The sequence below is a fragment of the Paenibacillus thiaminolyticus genome (assembly GCF_003591545.1).
GTDB lineage: Bacteria > Bacillota > Bacilli > Paenibacillales > Paenibacillaceae > Paenibacillus_B > Paenibacillus_B thiaminolyticus_A.
In genome coordinates this window covers 71,969-88,218 of record NZ_QYZD01000020.1, presented here as the reverse complement: position 1 = coordinate 88,218, position 16,250 = coordinate 71,969, and the positions used below count along the sequence as shown (strand labels likewise).

General features: G+C 54.5%; 15 protein-coding genes. 7 read left to right on the top strand and 8 right to left on the bottom strand.

Annotation, left to right across the window (positions count from 1 at the left end; translation table 11 throughout):
• Positions 1–237: 237 nt before the first annotated feature.
• The 3 genes from DQX05_RS19985 to DQX05_RS19975 form a co-directional block, all read right to left on the bottom strand.
• Positions 238–1,638: a sensor histidine kinase gene (locus DQX05_RS19985; RefSeq protein WP_119795258.1), complete on the bottom strand. Its 1,401-nt coding sequence runs from the start codon at positions 1,636–1,638 to the stop codon at positions 238–240.
• Positions 1,635–2,315, bottom strand: a complete 681-nt coding sequence (locus DQX05_RS19980) for a response regulator transcription factor (protein WP_119795257.1) — start codon at positions 2,313–2,315, stop codon at positions 1,635–1,637. The genes DQX05_RS19985 and DQX05_RS19980 overlap by 4 nt, the downstream gene beginning before the upstream one ends.
• A 111-nt stretch (positions 2,316–2,426) precedes the next feature.
• Positions 2,427–2,633: a hypothetical protein gene (locus DQX05_RS19975; protein ID WP_119795256.1), complete on the bottom strand. Its 207-nt coding sequence runs from the start codon at positions 2,631–2,633 to the stop codon at positions 2,427–2,429.
• 247 nt (positions 2,634–2,880) lie between these two features.
• Here DQX05_RS19975 and DQX05_RS19970 point away from each other — a divergent pair, with 247 nt between their 5' ends.
• Positions 2,881–3,543, top strand: coding sequence for a YheC/YheD family protein (locus DQX05_RS19970; RefSeq protein WP_119795255.1), 663 nt, complete (start codon positions 2,881–2,883; stop codon positions 3,541–3,543).
• 297 nt (positions 3,544–3,840) lie between these two features.
• Positions 3,841–3,990: a sporulation histidine kinase inhibitor Sda gene (gene sda / locus DQX05_RS19965; RefSeq protein ID WP_119795254.1), complete on the top strand. Its 150-nt coding sequence runs from the start codon at positions 3,841–3,843 to the stop codon at positions 3,988–3,990.
• A 396-nt stretch (positions 3,991–4,386) separates the two neighbouring features.
• Here sda and DQX05_RS19960 read toward each other — a convergent pair whose 3' ends face one another.
• Positions 4,387–5,394, bottom strand: coding sequence for an NAD(P)/FAD-dependent oxidoreductase (locus tag DQX05_RS19960; RefSeq protein ID WP_119795252.1), 1,008 nt, complete (start codon positions 5,392–5,394; stop codon positions 4,387–4,389).
• Between the two features lie 520 nt (positions 5,395–5,914).
• Here DQX05_RS19960 and DQX05_RS19955 point away from each other — a divergent pair.
• Together DQX05_RS19955 and DQX05_RS19950 are read left to right on the top strand one after the other, a co-directional pair.
• Positions 5,915–7,111: an NAD(P)/FAD-dependent oxidoreductase gene (locus DQX05_RS19955; protein ID WP_119795251.1), complete on the top strand. Its 1,197-nt coding sequence runs from the start codon at positions 5,915–5,917 to the stop codon at positions 7,109–7,111.
• A 3-nt stretch (positions 7,112–7,114) separates the two neighbouring features.
• Positions 7,115–7,357, top strand: coding sequence for a hypothetical protein (locus DQX05_RS19950; protein WP_119795249.1), 243 nt, complete (start codon positions 7,115–7,117; stop codon positions 7,355–7,357).
• 119 nt (positions 7,358–7,476) lie between these two features.
• Here the strand turns inward: DQX05_RS19950 and DQX05_RS19945 are convergent, their stop codons facing one another.
• The 3 genes from DQX05_RS19945 to DQX05_RS19935 are packed head-to-tail and all read right to left on the bottom strand — an operon-like array spanning position 7,477 to position 9,151.
• Positions 7,477–8,118, bottom strand: coding sequence for a YhgE/Pip family protein (locus DQX05_RS19945; protein WP_182914828.1), 642 nt, complete (start codon positions 8,116–8,118; stop codon positions 7,477–7,479).
• 10 nt (positions 8,119–8,128) lie between these two features.
• Positions 8,129–8,902: a YhgE/Pip domain-containing protein gene (locus DQX05_RS19940; protein ID WP_119795246.1), complete on the bottom strand. Its 774-nt coding sequence runs from the start codon at positions 8,900–8,902 to the stop codon at positions 8,129–8,131.
• Positions 8,903–8,932: 30 nt separating this feature from the next.
• The gene (locus DQX05_RS19935; RefSeq protein WP_119795244.1) at positions 8,933–9,151 is read right to left on the bottom strand and encodes a hypothetical protein; all 219 of its coding nucleotides are present in this window, start codon (positions 9,149–9,151) and stop codon (positions 8,933–8,935) included.
• Between the two features lie 236 nt (positions 9,152–9,387).
• Here DQX05_RS19935 and DQX05_RS19930 point away from each other — a divergent pair, with 236 nt between their 5' ends.
• Positions 9,388–10,011, top strand: coding sequence for a TetR-like C-terminal domain-containing protein (locus DQX05_RS19930; protein ID WP_182914827.1), 624 nt, complete (start codon positions 9,388–9,390; stop codon positions 10,009–10,011).
• A gap of 126 nt (positions 10,012–10,137) precedes the next feature.
• On the opposite strand, the gene hemQ is transcribed toward DQX05_RS19930, so the two are convergent.
• Positions 10,138–10,890, bottom strand: coding sequence for a hydrogen peroxide-dependent heme synthase (gene hemQ, locus DQX05_RS19925; RefSeq protein ID WP_119795241.1), 753 nt, complete (start codon positions 10,888–10,890; stop codon positions 10,138–10,140).
• A gap of 247 nt (positions 10,891–11,137) precedes the next feature.
• Here hemQ and DQX05_RS19920 point away from each other — a divergent pair, with 247 nt between their 5' ends.
• Complete coding sequence (locus DQX05_RS19920; protein WP_087440912.1) at positions 11,138–11,431, top strand: YuiB family protein; 294 nt, start codon at positions 11,138–11,140, stop codon at positions 11,429–11,431.
• Positions 11,432–12,896: 1,465 nt separating this feature from the next.
• Positions 12,897–16,235, top strand: a complete 3,339-nt coding sequence (locus tag DQX05_RS32380) for a carbohydrate-binding protein (RefSeq protein WP_259392131.1) — start codon at positions 12,897–12,899, stop codon at positions 16,233–16,235.
• Positions 16,236–16,250: the final 15 nt, after the last annotated feature.

Sequence of the window (16,250 nt, the reverse complement as noted above, 5' to 3'; positions counted from 1 at the left end):
CCGGGCAGCAGCCGAGGCGGGGGCAAGCTGCCGGAGCTTCCATCGCCACTGTATTCTCGCCGTTCTGACGGAAGGGCAGCATTCTTCGTCCCCTGCTTGTATTTTCGCGTCTCTACCAGACAGTGTACCTGCCTCGTATGAACGGAATATGAACGGAAGGTAACAATCGGGGCTCGGCGCCGCGCCGGCGCCGCATCGAATTGCTGCCTGCGAGGATCCGGACAGGCCAGGCTTGCGCTAGGCAGAAGCGCCGGAAGGCTTGGCCGGCAGCAGAACGGTGAACGCCGTCCCTTCCCCGACGGCGCTCGCGGCGTGAAGCGATCCGCCGTGCAAGTGAACGATGCGCTCGGCGATGGAGAGCCCGAGGCCGGTTCCGCTCTGCGATCCCCGCTCCGGAGAGCTTGATTTGTAGAAGCGGTCGAAAATATAGGGAAGATCCTCCGCGGCGATGCCTTTGCCGGTATCGCGAATGACCACCTCGGCGTTTCCATGGTCATTTATTCCACATTGTACATAAAGACTTCCGCCCGTATCTGTAAACTTGATCGCATTGGCGAGCAGGTTCATCCACACTTGATGGAGCAGTCCGGCATCGCCGGATATCTCCGTCATCTGGAGCTCGAGATGCAGCTCCAGCTCTTTCTCCGACCATTGAGGCTCCAGCGTGATCAACAGTTCCCGCAGCTGCTCATCGAGCCGGAACGGCAACCGCTTGAGGGCCTCCTGGCCGCGATCGAGCGAGGCGAGCGTCAGCAGCTGCCGGCTGAGCCCGGACAAGCGCTCGCTCTCCACTGCGATGATATGGAGATACTTGCGTTCCTCTTCCGGTGGCAGCGGATGCTCGAGCAATTGGGCGGCCAGCCCGCGAATCGACGTAAGCGGCGATTGGATCTCATGGGACACGTTGGCCACGAATTGCTTCTGCATCGTGTCTGCCTGCTCGATCGATTGGGCCATGCGCGTGAACCGGCGGGCCAGTTCCCCGATCTCGTCCTGGCGGTGGACATCAAGCCAGACCTCATACTGTCCGCGCTCCAGATCGGTGGTTGCCTTCGCGAGCCGGTTGACCGGGCGGACGATGTACCGGGACTTGATAGCGATAAACACGAGGCTGAAGCCGAAGGTGACGGCCAGCAGCACGGCCAGCAGCAAGCGGATCTCCTTCGTCTGCTGCACCATATCCGGGCGGATGAACAATGCGTAGCGGCCGCCCTGCGCTTCCAGCGGAAGACCATAACTGAACTCCAGCTTGTTCTCGAAAATATTCGGGATGAACCACCGCTGCTTGTTCTCCAGCAGGCCCTTGTAAACTTGGCCGTCAAGCACGCGCCGCACGACTCCCTCGGGCAAGGAGGCATCCTTGAAGGCGCGGCCGAACGCGGCGGCTTGCCCGTCCTCGTCGAACAAATAGAGCTGGTATCCCATCCCGGAGAGATGCTCCATATAGGAGGCGAGCTTGTCCGGGGGTGATTCCGTGGCGAAAAAGGTGATGGAACGCCCGATATCCCGCATCTTCTCTTCATAATGAAGATTGAGCGTATGGCTGTATGCCAGATTGGCCGTCACGAGGCCGACCGCGAAGCTGAGCAGCACGATGACGACAGAGCTGGTTACAATCGTCGCATATAAGGATCTCATGATTCACGAACCTCCAGCTTATAGCCGAGTCCCCGGATGGTGACGATGCGGAAGTCATCGGTCGCCTCATGCAGCCGCTCCCGCAGACGCTTAATATGGACATCGATGGTCCGGCTGTCGCCGGTGAAGTCCGCGCCCCAGATCTGATCGAGCAGCTGGTCGCGCGTGAACAATCTGCCGGCATGGGCGGCCAGCTGCGCCAGCAGCTCGAATTCCTTGCGGGGCAAGGTCCACTCCTGCCCGCCGGTCGTCACGAGATAGCTCGCTCTGTCGATGATCGTGCCGTGGAAGCGTATCGTTGAGGCCGATACGAGCTGATAGCGCCGCAGGAGCGCCTTCATCCGGAACAGAAGCTCCTTCGGCTCGAACGGCTTGACCAGATAATCGTCGGTGCCGGCTTCATAGCCTGCGGCCTTATCCTCCAGCTCGCCGCGGGCTGTGAGCAAAATGACCGGAATATCGTAATGCCGGCGGATATCGGCGCAGAGCGTCCAGCCGTCCATGCCGGGCATCATGACATCGACAACCGCGATATGCACCGTTTCTTTTTCCAATCGACGAGAAGCATCCAGGCCGTCAGCCGCCTCAATCACCTCATATTGCTCCCGTTCAAGGATCAAGCGCAGCAGCGCCCGAATATGCGGATCGTCGTCCGCGACAAGCACTCGAATGCGCATCTGTAAGCACCACCTTGAATGTAATAATTTTCACATAAACCGGAGACAACGGCTCTCCATATAGCAAATCCTTGGAACCGTGGATGGCGGCCCCAAGGATTTCGATGTTCGCTACATAAACGTTTTGTCGATCATTAAGGCAATCAAATAAAAGCAAAATAAGGAAAATAACCAGCATCCTGTCCCAAGCAAGCGATGTTGCTTTCTCCAAAATTGAAAGCCGAGTGCCAATATTCCGGCATTGGCCAGAACCAGCACCACGGACATGCCGATAATGGCAATCCAATACAGCACTTCAAATACGGCGGCCGTCGTCATGGAAAGTCGCTCCCATCTTCATTATTGCAATCCCTCTGTAACCCTATCCATACGATACCATCCCGCATGCGGCAATGACAAGCCGACGAGACGGAGAAATGTATCGAAGTTAAGCGCTTCAGAAGCAGGAAGCGGGCCAAGGCAGGTCCCTAAAATAAGGCGCGTGCCGCGGACAATCATCCAAGAATTTTCAGGAGGCATTGAGTATGTATAAACGAGAGGCTCGTAGACGAAAGGGGATAGACGCATGGAAGGACGGCAGTTAGCCAGCAAATGGCTGAAGACGGAAGCGCTGCTTGGAAATCCGCGGGTTGCAGATCATATCCCGGCAACGCGGGTGTATAACACCTCCAATTTGCATCAAATGCTGAACCGATATGGATTTGTCGTCATCAAGCCGATCGTGGGCGGCGGCGGAAACGGCGTCATCAAAATCACCATGGAAGGCGGGAATTATGCGTACACCTATATGGCGAATACGCGCTCATTTACCGGGTTCGATGAGATGGTCCGCTCGCTGTCCACGGTGAAGAAGAAGCGGAGATACATTATTCAGCGCGGCATTCGGCTGGCTTCGATTAGCGGGAGACCGATCGATTACCGGGTCAAATTCGTGAAGACGAAGGGAAGATGGGTCTGCCGGGGCGTCGTCGGCAGGCTGGCGCGCCAGGGCCTCTTCGTGACGAATCTATGCAGAGGCGGGACGCAGCTCAACGGGTCAGAAGGCATTCGCCGCTCCTTGTCCGGCCGGATGGTCCGATCGAAGAGGCGGGAGATGCTGGATATTTCGCAGAAATGCACCCGAATCTTGGAGAGGAAGTACCCAGGCATAAGCCAGCTTGGCTATGATTACGGGATCGACAAATCCGGACATATCTGGATCTTTGAAGTGAATACGCGCCCGCAATAGCGAACATTCGCGCTGCGGGCGGCTTTTGCGCATACAGTTCATAGGCTGATAGATTTCATTTGGGATGAACAAGATTATGATTAAAGATTTTTATTCAAAATTCAACGACAATAGATGTGAATAAAGCTATCCACATCATCCCCAATGATTCAAGTCCTTTTTCGACGGTTATCAACAAGTTAAACACATATCTTCCACAGCCGGCTGTGGATAACGGAACGCTTGTTCCTTAGAAATCAACCATGATATGATGATGGGGTATTAAGAAGGAAACTTTTAGGAAAGGTTGTGATTAGGATGGCTTTGCTCTCCGATGAATTGCTTATGGATTCCTATGAGCAGGCAATCAAGCTGGGTCTAGATGATGACTTCCTCGCGCTGCTGCTTGCCGAAATTCAGAAACGCCGCCTGCATCCGACCCTCTTCCATAAACCGGTGCGCAGATAGAATTGCCGGTTATTCGTGATCCTTACTCCCAAGACAGGCCATTGACGGTTGAGGACGTATTACAGTGCTCACAATATAAGATATGCACACACAACCGGCTGCTAGAACGATCCTGGATATGGATTGGAAGCGTGTCATTGGCGTCCTCCGCTTGGAAATAAGGAGAGTAAGGTCCATAATAATCTTCCAGTTTGCCGCTGTCGACGGCTGGGTTCAAACAGTTCGGACATTGAAGCATGTGACTGGTTATGCCGTTGCATAGTGGACAAACATGAAACAAGGGTATCCTCCTCCATTAGATACAGAATAGGAGTAGGATACCCTTTCTTTCCTTATCTCATGACAAGCTGTTATTGTTGCGCTATCCGCGCCGTTCTGCGCTTCCTGTCAAGCAGCTTACATCTTCATGTTGCTGCTGTGGCCAGGGGACAGCTTAGCTGTCGGATCGATGTACACCTTCGCGTTGTTCACCGCTGTTGGCGCTTCGCCGAAGCCGACCGCAATCAATTTCAGCTTGCCGGGATATGTCGTAATATCGCCTGCCGCGAATATGCCTGGAATGTTGGTCTCCATCCGGGTATCGACGACAATCGATCCTCCTTCAATGTTCAATCCCCATTCGGCAATCGGCCCCAATGAGGATACGAATCCGAAGTTAACGATGACCGCATCGACATCGATATCCATCGAGCCTTTGCTCTTCGTATCGGTGATGGTCACCCGGTCCACGCGTCCCGCGTCTCCGTGCAGGGCGGTAATCTCCTTCGGCGTCAGCACCTGCACCTTGGAGCTCATCAATTGCTCGACGCTGTGCTCATGGGCGCGGAATTTGTCGCGGCGGTGAATCAGGGTCACCTGCTCCGCGATCGGCTCCAGCATTAATGCCCAGTCTACGGCGGAATCGCCGCCGCCGCTGATCAACACGCGCTGACCTTTGTACTGCTGCAGATCGCTGACGAAATAGCGCAGGTTCGACTTCTCGTACTTCGCGGCTTCCGGCAGCTCGAGCCGGCGCGGTTCGAAGGCACCTACGCCCGCGGTGATGATCACGGCCTTGGCGTGATGAACCTGCTTATCCGTCGTAATCGCGAAGAGGCGCTCGTCGAGCTTCTCGACCTTAAGCACTTTCTCTTCCAACCGCACATCGGGGTGGAAATGATCCATCTGCTGCTTGAGCTGATTGACCAGTTCCTGGGCCGTAACCTTCGGGAATCCGGCTACGTCGTAAATGTATTTCTCGGGATACAGGGCTGCTAACTGTCCTCCTAGTTGAGGCATGCTCTCAAGCAGCCGCACGGATGCTTGGCGCATGCCGCCGTAGAAGGCGGCAAACATTCCGGCAGGACCGCCACCAATAATAAGAATATCTACAATATCTTGTTGTGAAGCTGGCTGTGAATCCAAGGCAGAGCACCTCCAAAATGACGATGTCTGACCACGTGATCATGGTCATTGTGCAATCCGGCACATTATCCATTATAAACCTAGTACGGAGAGAAGGAAACAATGCATTTGAATATGTTTCATGCGATGTCAGCGATTTTCACAAATGAAATGTGGTACAATATAGGAAAGAAGGAAGAACACGAAAATCTCGGCCCATTAATTGACAGTTCGAAAAAACAAACATTTTAAACGCTTACATTTAGGAATAAGTAAAAATGATGCTTGTATTTTAGCTGGAAACTCGATATCATTGCATGTGGATTGTATACAAAGTTCGATAAATTGTCGATGATGCAATTCACAGCGGCGTATCATTTCTACAACATCGCGTAAGCAATAGTTTATTTTTTTTTGTGGGGATTTTCACATTTCCACTACAACTGATTATAAATGGGCGTCGAAGCACAGCCGATTCTTTTCCTGCGGGTCCACAGAGTCGGCTCAAGTTGATTTACCCGACTGGAAGGAGCAAATTACGATGAGCAACATACCTAAAATCGTCATTTTAGGCGCGGGATACGGTGGCATCATGGCAGCTCAACGGCTGCAAAAAGAATTGAACTACAACGAAGCGGATGTAACGCTGGTCAACAAACATGACTACCATTACTTCACGACTCATTTGCATATGCCTGCTGCCGGTACAGACTCCTATGAAAATGCGCGTGTATCGATTTCCAAGCTAATCGACGAGTTCAAGATTGATTTCGTCAAATCGGCCGTCAAAGAAATCCGCGTGCAAGACAAGAAGGTCATTTTGGAAGACGGAACGCTGTCCTTTGATTACTTGGTCATCGGTCTGGGCGGCGAGCCGGAGACATTCGGCATTCCGGGTCTGGGCGAGTATGCATTCAGCATTCGCAGCATCAACTCGGTTCGCGTCATCCGCGAGCATATTGAGCATCAATTCGCTCTGTTCAAGCAGGATGAGAGCAAGAAGGAGCGCTTGAACTTCATCGTCGGCGGAGCGGGCTTCACCGGCATTGAGTTCGTAGGCGAATTGTCCGATCGCGTTCCACAGCTGTGCAAGCAGTTCGATGTTGATCCGCAGCTGGTTAATATTTATAACATTGAAGCGGCGCCGACAGCGCTCCCTGGCTTCGATCCGGAGCTGGTCGAATACGCGATGAACGTGCTGAAGAAGAAGGGCGTAACGTTCAAGCTGGCGACCGCAATCAAGGAATGCACACCGGAAGGCGTCGTGCTCGCGACCGGCGAAGAGATCAAGGCGGCCACCGTCGTATGGACCGGGGGCATCCGCGGCAACCGTCTCATCGAGCAAGCCGGCTTCGAAGCGATGCGCGGCCGTGTCAAGGTGGATGAATATTTGAGAGCGCCTGGCCATGACAACATCTTTATAATCGGCGACAACTCGCTGATGATTAACCCGGCGAACGATCGTCCATTCCCGCCGACGGCGCAGATGGCGATGCAGCAAGGTCCGGTATGTACAAGCAATATCGTCGCTTCCATTCGCAATCAACCGCTCAAGAAATTCGAGTATCATAATAAAGGGACTGTAGCATCCCTGGGCAAAGGCGAAGCGATCGGCGTCGTCGGCTCGAAGAAGCTGAAAGGCTTCTGGGCGGCACAGCTGAAAAAAGTGATCGACATTCGCTGGCTGTTCATCATCGGCGGTATTTCCTTGGCGCTTCGCAAAGGAAAGTTCTTCTAAGCGATGCGTCATTGCAGCGTGCAGGTGCGAGGGCTGCTGACCCGCCCCGAATTGGATCGCTACAACGCCTTGATGGAGGTCGGATCGTATCTGGAGCAGCAGAACCGCCACGATCTGGCCTATACGGTGCAAAAAGAAATCGATCTGCTCATTCAACCAGCGATCGAACGGCTGAAGGAAAAAGGCCGCATGCGGGATCGCATGACAGCGGAATATTTGGCTTCTTTGCAGGATGAAGAAGAGTGATGCAAGATGGGCACACCGCCGCCGCAGTTCGATGCGGCGGCTTTTTTTTGGCTAGGCATGCGGTGGCCATCGCTCTTGACTCTCGTCTTGCGCCTCATGCAACAATGGGGCATCACCGACTATTCTGCTGCCTGAACTTTTACGGCCTGCCGATCAAGCCATGCTTCGCTCTTGCGTCTGCATGCGATGCCTAGCGTCAGAAAACCGATCACATAAACCGCGAGCACCGCCAAAGACCGCCATACCATGCCATAGTCCATCGGGTTCGCGGAGATGGCTTCCCGCAACGCTTGGATAAAATAGGTGAACGGAATGAACGGATGCAGAGCTGTAAAGATATTGCTTGATGTCAGCTCTATCGGGAAAGTGCCAGCGCTCGACGTAAGCTGACACAGTAGCAAAACCATGGACAGAAGCTGCCCGATTTTTCCCAGCAAGGAGACTAGCGTCGTGACAATCGCGATGCTTGCGCATGAACCTGCCATGATAACGAGGAAAAGCATGGTCCAACTTGCGGGCTCGATACCAAGCGCTGTGACCGTAAGCGTGAGCAAAGCCGCCTGCAACAGGCCAAGAACGGCGAACGCCGCATATCGGCCGGCCACGGCATTGAAGCTGTTAGTCCGTGTCCAAATGTTGTTGTCCCCGCCTAATCGGAAATCCGCGGTCATCGCCAGCAATAAAGCCCCCAGCCATGAAGAGAGCGAGATAAAGTAAGGGGCGAACCCAGTTCCGTAATTGGGGACTTCGTTCCAGTCCACTTGCTTGCCTTCAACGGGATTGGGAAATAAACGCGGCGATTCCTCCGTTTTGCAGCCCAGATACTTCTTGCCTGTATTGCGACGTGGCTTGCGCGTATCTTTTTGCTTCGGAGGCGAACTGTTCCATCCGCTTCTCGGCTTCCGGCGGGGAAGACGGAACTCCCTTGGAAACGGATCTTGCCGAATCAGGCCCGGATAAGCTCTCTCCGAATTGCGCGGCTCCTGCGCTTAATTGATCGGCCCCGGCCTGCAATGCGGAAGCTCCGTCCGCGAGCCGATCAAGCATGGTCTGCACAGTGTGCTCGGCGATTTGTCCGGAAAGCGTTGCTTCCAAATGTCTCTCGATTTGTTCGGCCAATAAGGTGGAGAGAAAATTGTTTTTGCTGTTCGTATACAGTTCAATGACAGCGGTCTGCGGTTTTCCATGCTGCGCCGATTCGATCGCTTCCGAAAAATTCTCAGGAATGACAAACTCGGCATAGTAATTCATCTGTCTGAGCCCCGCATCAGCGCTCTCCCTGTCCACGAACCTCCACTGTACGTCCTTGCCGACCTGCAATTGCTTCATCAGGTCCTCCCCGTAATTCGAGGTTGCGGTTCCTTTATCTTCATTGACGATGGCCACGGGTAATTTATCCAGATGATGATACGGATCCCAGAAAGCCTTCCCGAAGAAAAACGTATACAGTACCGGCACAAATGAAATAATCAGCACGGTAACGATGTTTCTTTTTCCTTGAAAGCTGTTTTTTATGCCCCTGAAAAATGTCTCCCAAAATGTCATGAGAATCCCCCCTATCGATGGATATGCGGTTTATCGAGTATCCGCGCTGTCTGCATTCAGTTCTTGTTCCAGTTTCGCGCGTGCTCCTGAGAGCGCCTGGCTGCCTTTCCCCATCCCGCGCTTTACTTTTTCGGCCACATCGGTTTTTTTCTCGTCAAGCACGCTGCCTGTCTCCTGCAAAATGCCGCCTACAAATTGCTTTCTTAACGATTTCAGATTTTTTTTGAACTCGGAAATACTATCCTTCATATGAAAGACCTCCTAAAAAAGAATGGGATGAAAGTTGCATAATGAGAAAAGATAATAGACAAGTGTTGTTTAGTGGAATGATGTACATTATGGTATAATAAAGCGGAAAACGCAAGAGGAAAATGTTAGTCAGAGGAGGTGGCAACTGAAACATGGGGAAGAAGCCGGAAGATCGCAGGGTGCGAAAAACGAAAAAAACGATTATTGCGGCATATACAACACTTCTGCAGGCGAAGATGATCAACGAGATCTCCGTGCAAGAGATCGTGGAGCTGGCCGACGTGAACCGCAGCACCTTCTATTTGCATTACAACGATGTGTATGATTTGCAGGACAAGATCGAAAGCGATATTTTTGCCGAAATATCCGACATTATCAGCCTTATTTCACCGCTCGAACTCGCAGAGAATCCTTTGCGTTTGCTCACTAGCTTGTTCCATTACTTCAATGACAACTCTGAGATTTGCGTAGTCCTCTTAAGTAAAACCGGGAGCATTACGACAGGGAAGCGCATCAGCCGGATGATTGAGGGAAAATTCAAGAATGAATGGAAATCGCTGACAATCGGAATGAGCGCACGGGAAGCCCATTATTATTCCCTTTTTGTTATTTCCGGATTTGTAGGCATCTTACAAGGCTGGATTGAAGCTGGAAGAAGCGAAGCGCCGGGTGAAATCGCAGCCATCGCTTTGAATTACATTGTATCTTCGAAGAAAGGCATCCCCCTTGGTACCATGGAATCGCCATTGATCGCGGAACGCGCCGAACTGGCGCAGAGCGGTATCGATGGGAATAGTACCGATGGGAATAGCAGCGGTGGGGAGGGGCGCTTGTCAAGGGAACAGGGCAGCACGGAGTGATGGGAGCATGAGGATTAACTTAATCCAGGAGAACGATTCAAAGCTGCGGGATACGCACAGATAAAAAATAGACCGGGCCGCCCATGGGGGCTCCCGGTCTTCGCTTCCTCGTAACGGCCGGAATAGCTAAACTTTCATGATGTCGTTCAGCTTCTCCGGCGTGAGCAGGTTCCCGACGTAGAAGGAGCCGAACTCGCCGAAGCGGGCGCTCACTTCATCGAAGCGCATCTCGTAGACCAGCTTCTTGAATTGCAGCGCGTCGTCGCTGAACAGCGTGACGCCCCATTCCCAATCGTCCAGGCCGACGGAACCGGTAATAATCTGCTTCACCTTCCCGGCATAGCTGCGGCCGATCATGCCGTGGCTTCGCATCATGGCACGGCGATCATCCATGGACAGCATGTACCAGTTGTCGGAGAGGTCGCGCTTCTTGTTCATCGGATAGAAGCAGATATGCTTGCTCTTCGGCAGCGCCGGCTTCAGGCGGGCCGCCACTTCCGGATTGTCCATCGGATCGCCGGTCGCACCCGGCTTCGCCATATAATTGCTCAGCTCGACAATGCTCACGTACGAATAAGTTGGGATCGTATATTGTGCGAAGGAGGTTTTGTTGAAGGCATGCTCCATCGCGTTCAATTCTTCCAAGGTCTCGCGCAGATGGAATTGAACGAGATCGGCCTTTTGCCCGACGATGCTGTATACGGCAGTGCTTCCCCGCTTCTCCTCTTCCGCCTTGGTCCAATCGGACCAGAGCGATTGCAGCTCGTCCAGCGCATGCGCTCGCTCCTCGTCATCCGCCTTGTTCCACTTCGTCCAGTCGATTAAGCGAAAATCATGGAGCGCATACCAGCCTTCCAATGTTAATGCGGCTTCATTCATGTCGTGAACCTCCAATGCTTTATTATATGAAGATGTCTTCATCATCGAACATACACAAGGCCATTGTAGCTTATCTGTCAGCCCGGGAGCAATGTGGAGGTGATAAATGTCACTGAATGTTCGTTGATTTTTGGCTTCTGTGCCAGTACACTAATACTAATCAAGGCAAATTAGTGAATTTTGGATATGCGGCAGGCCGTCTGAGTATCCATATGGAGATAGTTACAGGGGGATGATGATAGACATGATGGGCTGGATTATGGTCATCATTTTGATGATGCTGTTCTTCGTCATGATGTTCGGGATCGGGTTTATTTTGAACATGCTGATGAAGACGACCTGGTTCCCAATCGGATTTTATATCGTTATTGTGCTGCCGGCGACCATTTGGATGCTGTGGAAGAGCGATTTGTCCTTCATCGGCAATATCGGAAGCTATGGCCTTGTTGATTATTTGACAGCATTGGCGGGATTGGCCGGGGCCTTCATCAGCGGCAAGACGATTGATCTTCTTCGCAAGAGCGGCTACAAAATGTTTTGATAAGGTTTACGGGGCGTGGAACGGGATTCCGCGCCTTTTTGGATCGGAATGGAGCCGCGAAGGTGTGTACCGCAGAGGCGCGGGTGCGAAGGGCAGAGGCGCGTGGGTGCGTACCGCAGAAGCGCGCGGGTGCGAAGCGCAGAAGGGCGCGGGGGTGCGAAGGGCAGAGGCGCGTGGGTGCGGACTGCAGAAGCGCACGGGTGCGGACTGCAGAAGGGCGCGGGTGCGAAGCGCTGAAGGGCGCGGGTGCGAAGGGCTGAAGCGCACGGGTGCCGGATGGCTGAAGGGCGCGGGTGCGAAGCGCGTGGGTTCAACCGCTGAAGGGGAGGCTTCAGCGGTTTTTTGCGGCTCCGGAATGGCGCTTATGGGGAGCGATCCTGCCTGCTGCCGGTTACGGATGCAGAGGTGCAAGCGTAGCTGTAGCCCGGGGATCGTCCACCGAAGCGTGCAGGGCTGGCGGCATTGCCACAGGCTTTATGAAACTCGGACAGCGCCGGATGCGGCACAAATGGCAAAATCCTGCAAAAGCGCAGTAATTTTGGTGTTTAGAGGGGAAATTTCACGAAATTGCTGCAAAAGTACAGGAATCTGCCCCTCTCACTCCATTTGAGCCCAGTAGCAGGCGAAAATTGATGCCTATTTGCAGGATTTTCTAATTTGAACATCCGCCTCGGTGAGAATACTGCATTTCTGCAGTATTTCCATAGAATCGCAATGACAGAAAGCTCGACCTTCCAACGCCGGGTTCAGCAAAACAACAAGCGCAATCCGTTGGGGGAAGAAGGAACGTATATTTCTCCGCACGAATTCTCTCTCAGAGCAGTTACTCCGAACTAGCCATCTCCAAAGCTGCAATCTTCAAAGCCATTATCCCCGAACTATCGATCTCCAAAGCTGTATCTTCAAAACAGTTACTCCGAACTAGCGATTCCCAAGGCCGTAATCTTCAGAGCAGTTACTCCGAACTAGCCATCTCCAAAGCTGCAATCTTCAAAGCAGTTGCCCCAAAATTACTATCTCCAGAGCACCTATCACCAATGAATCAAACTCCAAAGCACCTATTTCAAATGCATTAATCTCCATTGTAGTTATCTCTAGAGCGGTACTCTTTAATAGTAGTTATCTCTCATGCAGCAATCTACAAAGCAGTAATTTTCAGAGTTGATTTCTTCTAAGTTGTTCTCTTCAAGTCTCTCCCCCAATGATTGTTCCTCTTCAGCGCCGTTATACCGAATATAGAATAGTATCCCTCTGTGTAGATATTTATCCTTGTAGCCAGCCCGCGAGGGTGATTTATTGGAATGTATAGAGCTCCTGGGAATATTTTGCTCAGTTCTGATCCGTGGTGACAGAGGCTGCAGCGGCCAGGGGGGAACGAAGTTGGGGGTGATGCTGTAGTAATGGCGACGTTGGCCTTCCCGAAGGCTTGATTCATGCTGATAACAAAAAGGAGGAACGTAATGAAATGTGGGCAGCGAACCGCAAAGCACTGGTTTGTCTCTTCGTGATCGCCTTGCTCTGTTCCGTCTTCCCCGCAAGCGTACTTGCGGCCCCGTCATGGGCGCCGAATACCGATTATCGGGTCGGCGATGTTGTCACCTACGGCGGAGCTGACTACAAATGCATCCAGCAGCACACCTCGTTGAACGGATGGGAGCCGCCGAACGCGCCGGGGCTGTGGATGCCGCAGGCAGGCCCCGGACCGGAGCCCGAACCGGAACCGGATACCGAGCCACCGACGGCGCCGGCGAATCTGGCCGTGACCGGCTTTACGTCCACGGCCGTGTCGCTTAGCTGGAGCGCGGCGAGCGATAATGTCGGCGTCACCGGCTACGAGGTATACCGGAATGGAACGCTCGCGGGAACGACCGCTATCACGTCGTATACCGTGACGGGACTGACGCCGGACACGGCGTATTCGTTCGCCGTAAAGGCGAAGGATGCGGCGGGCAATGCTTCCGCATCGAGCGTGACCGTGACCGTCACGACCGCACCGGGAGGACCGAACCCGAATCCGGCTCCCGGCAAGCTGCTGATTGGCTACTGGCATAATTTCGACAATGGCTCGACCGCCCTGAATCTGCGCGATGTATCGCCGCAGTATGATGTGATTCATGTCGCCTTCGCCGAGGCCGTAGGGGGAGACCACTCGACCTTAAGCTTCACGCCGTATAATGCCACGGTCTCGGAATTCCGGTCGGATGTCGCCTATTTGCACAGCCAGGGGAAAAAGGTGCTGATTTCCATCGGCGGGCAGAACGGCTCGGTTGAGCTTCACAGCAATCAGGACGTCCAAAATTTCGTAAACTCATTGGCAAGCATCATCCAGACCTATGGATTTGACGGATTGGACATCGATTTGGAGGGTGGTTCCGTCTCGCTAGGCGCCGGGGACACGGATTACCGCCATCCGACGACGCCGAAAATCGTCAATCTCATCGCCGCCGTCCGGCAGCTCAGCGATCGCGTCGGCCCGGGCTTCATGCTGACGATGGCGCCAGAGACCGCTTACGTCCAGGGCGGTATCGTCGCATACGCCGGTCCATGGGGCGCCTACCTGCCCGTCATTCACGGGCTGCGCGACAAGCTGGACTTCATTCATGTCCAGCATTATAACGCCGGCGGCAACGAGGCGCTGGACGGCCGGGTCTATACACAGGGGACGGCCGATTTCCAGGTGGCCATGGCGGAAATGCTGCTGCAGGGCTTCCCGATCGGACGCAACCCGAACAATCTGTTCCAGCCGCTGCGGGAAGATCAGGTCGCGATCGGCCTTCCGGCGGTGCCTAGCGCTGCGCCTTCGGGCGGCTACACCTCGGGGGCAGATATCGCGAAGGCGCTCCGTTATATTGTGAAGGGGACATCCTACGGCGGTGGATATAAGCTGCAGCAAGCCGGGGGGTATCCGAACTTCCGCGGCGTGATGACATGGTCGGTCAATTGGGACGCTACGAGCGGCTATGCCTTTGCCAGTCAGGTCAGGTCGGCCTTCAGCGGATTAAGCAGCGCCGCCGGCCTTGCCGCTGGCCCGGAACAGGCGGTCCGCATCCTGTCGGCGCCGTCAGCAGCCGCCGAAGCGTCGCCGTCAGGAGTCGCCGAAGCGCCGCCGTCAGCAATCGCCGAAGCATCGCTGGCAAGAGTCGCCGAAGCGTCGCTGCCAGAAGTGGCCGAAGCGCCGCCGTCAGCAATCGCCGAAGCGTCGCTGGCAAGAGTCGCCGAAGCGCCGCTGCCAGCAGCCGCCGAAGCATTGCCTTCAGCAGCCGCCGAAGCGCCGCTGGCAACAATCGCCGAAGCATCGCTGGCAAGAGTCGCCGAAGCGCTGCCGGCTGCTGACGTAGCCCTTGCCGCGGCTGCGCCATGGGCTACGGGGGTGAGTTACGCCGTCAACGATCACGTATCCTTCCAAGGGAAGATATACCGCTGCTGTCAGCCGCATACGTCGCTGGCGGGCTGGGAGCCGCCCAACGTGCCGGCGCTGTGGAGCTACGTCGGCGAGGGAGAAGCGCCGGAGGATAACGAACCTCCCGGCGCCCCGACCGATCTGAGGCTGATCGGCAAGACGGCGACCAGTGTGTCGCTCGCATGGAGCCCAGCGACGGACAATATCGGGGTGACGGGATACGAGGTGTACCGGGATCAGACATTGGCCACGGCGACGAGCGCCACAAGCGCGATTGTGACCGGGTTGGCGCCGGAGACGGCGTATTCCTTCTCGGTGAAGGCGAAGGATGCGGCCGGCAATGTCTCCCCGCCCAGCGCCGCCTTGAATGTGACGACCTCAGCTGCCGGCGGGCCGGCTCCGCTGCCCGGCAAAGTATTGGTCGGCTACTGGCATAACTTCATGAACGGGGCGGGCTTCCTTCCGCTGCGGGATGTCTCCACCAATTTCGATGTTATCCATGTCGCCTTTGCCGAACCGGCGGACTACAGCGGGCAGATTGAATTCACGCCTTACCAATATACCGATGCCGCCTTCAAGGAAGATGTCGCTTACTTGCAAAGTCTGGGCAAAAAAGTGACTCTCTCGATCGGTGGCCAGAACGGCCACGTCGAATTGACGACTCCCGCCGCCCGCGACCGGTTCGTTCAATCGGTGATCGCGATTATCGAGAAGTACGGATTTGACGGATTGGACATTGATTTCGAAGGGCAGTCGCTTTATCTGAACCAAGGGGATACGGATCTCGAGCGCCCGACGACACCGGCGGTTATCCATCTGATCGAAGCGCTGCGCACCATTCATCATCATTTTGGAGTAGAGTTCCTGTTGACGATGGCACCGGAGACGTTTTTCGTCCAGGTCGGGTACACGAATTACGGCGCAGGCCAATGGGGCGGCGATCGGCGCGCCGGGGCATACTTGCCTGTCATCCATGCCTTGCGCGACATCATCGCTTGGGTGCAGGTGCAGCATTACAACTCCGGACCGGTAACCGGTCTCGACAACCGGTACTATTCGATGGGCAGCGCCGACTTCCATGTGGCGATGGCCGACATGCTGGTGACGGGCTTCACGCTCGCCAAAGATCCGAACCGGGTCTTCCCGGGGCTCCGCCCGGACCAGGTCGTCATCGGCCTGCCGGCTGACAGCCAGGCGGGCAACGGCTATACGAGCGCCGCAGAAGTGCACAAGGCGCTCGATTATCTCATCAAGGGGCGAGCGTTCGGGGGCAGCTATACGCTGCGGAACCCGTCCGGTTATCCAGAGCTCCGCGGCCTGATGACGTGGTCGATCAATTGGGACCGCTTCAACCGATTCGGCTTTTCCAATCCGCATCGCGCTTATTTGGACCCGTTGAATTAATCATCCTCCCGAAGG

Excerpts from the sequence above, each read along its gene's own strand:
- DQX05_RS19955 (WP_119795251.1), top strand. The coding sequence starts at position 5,915 with ATGAGCAACATACCTAAAATCGTCATTTTAGGCGCGGGATACGGTGGC.
- DQX05_RS32380 (WP_259392131.1), top strand. The coding sequence starts at position 12,897 with ATGTGGGCAGCGAACCGCAAAGCACTGGTTTGTCTCTTCGTGATCGCC.
- DQX05_RS19930 (WP_182914827.1), top strand. The coding sequence starts at position 9,388 with ATGATCAACGAGATCTCCGTGCAAGAGATCGTGGAGCTGGCCGACGTG.
- hemQ (WP_119795241.1), bottom strand. The coding sequence starts at position 10,890 with ATGAATGAAGCCGCATTAACATTGGAAGGCTGGTATGCGCTCCATGAT.
- DQX05_RS19980 (WP_119795257.1), bottom strand. The coding sequence starts at position 2,315 with ATGCGCATTCGAGTGCTTGTCGCGGACGACGATCCGCATATTCGGGCG.
- DQX05_RS19940 (WP_119795246.1), bottom strand. The coding sequence starts at position 8,902 with ATGACATTTTGGGAGACATTTTTCAGGGGCATAAAAAACAGCTTTCAA.
- DQX05_RS19975 (WP_119795256.1), bottom strand. The coding sequence starts at position 2,633 with ATGACGACGGCCGCCGTATTTGAAGTGCTGTATTGGATTGCCATTATC.
- DQX05_RS19985 (WP_119795258.1), bottom strand. The coding sequence starts at position 1,638 with ATGAGATCCTTATATGCGACGATTGTAACCAGCTCTGTCGTCATCGTG.
- DQX05_RS19950 (WP_119795249.1), top strand. The coding sequence starts at position 7,115 with ATGCGTCATTGCAGCGTGCAGGTGCGAGGGCTGCTGACCCGCCCCGAA.
- DQX05_RS19920 (WP_087440912.1), top strand. The coding sequence starts at position 11,138 with ATGGGCTGGATTATGGTCATCATTTTGATGATGCTGTTCTTCGTCATG.
- DQX05_RS19935 (WP_119795244.1), bottom strand. The coding sequence starts at position 9,151 with ATGAAGGATAGTATTTCCGAGTTCAAAAAAAATCTGAAATCGTTAAGA.
- DQX05_RS19970 (WP_119795255.1), top strand. The coding sequence starts at position 2,881 with ATGGAAGGACGGCAGTTAGCCAGCAAATGGCTGAAGACGGAAGCGCTG.
- sda (WP_119795254.1), top strand. The coding sequence starts at position 3,841 with ATGGCTTTGCTCTCCGATGAATTGCTTATGGATTCCTATGAGCAGGCA.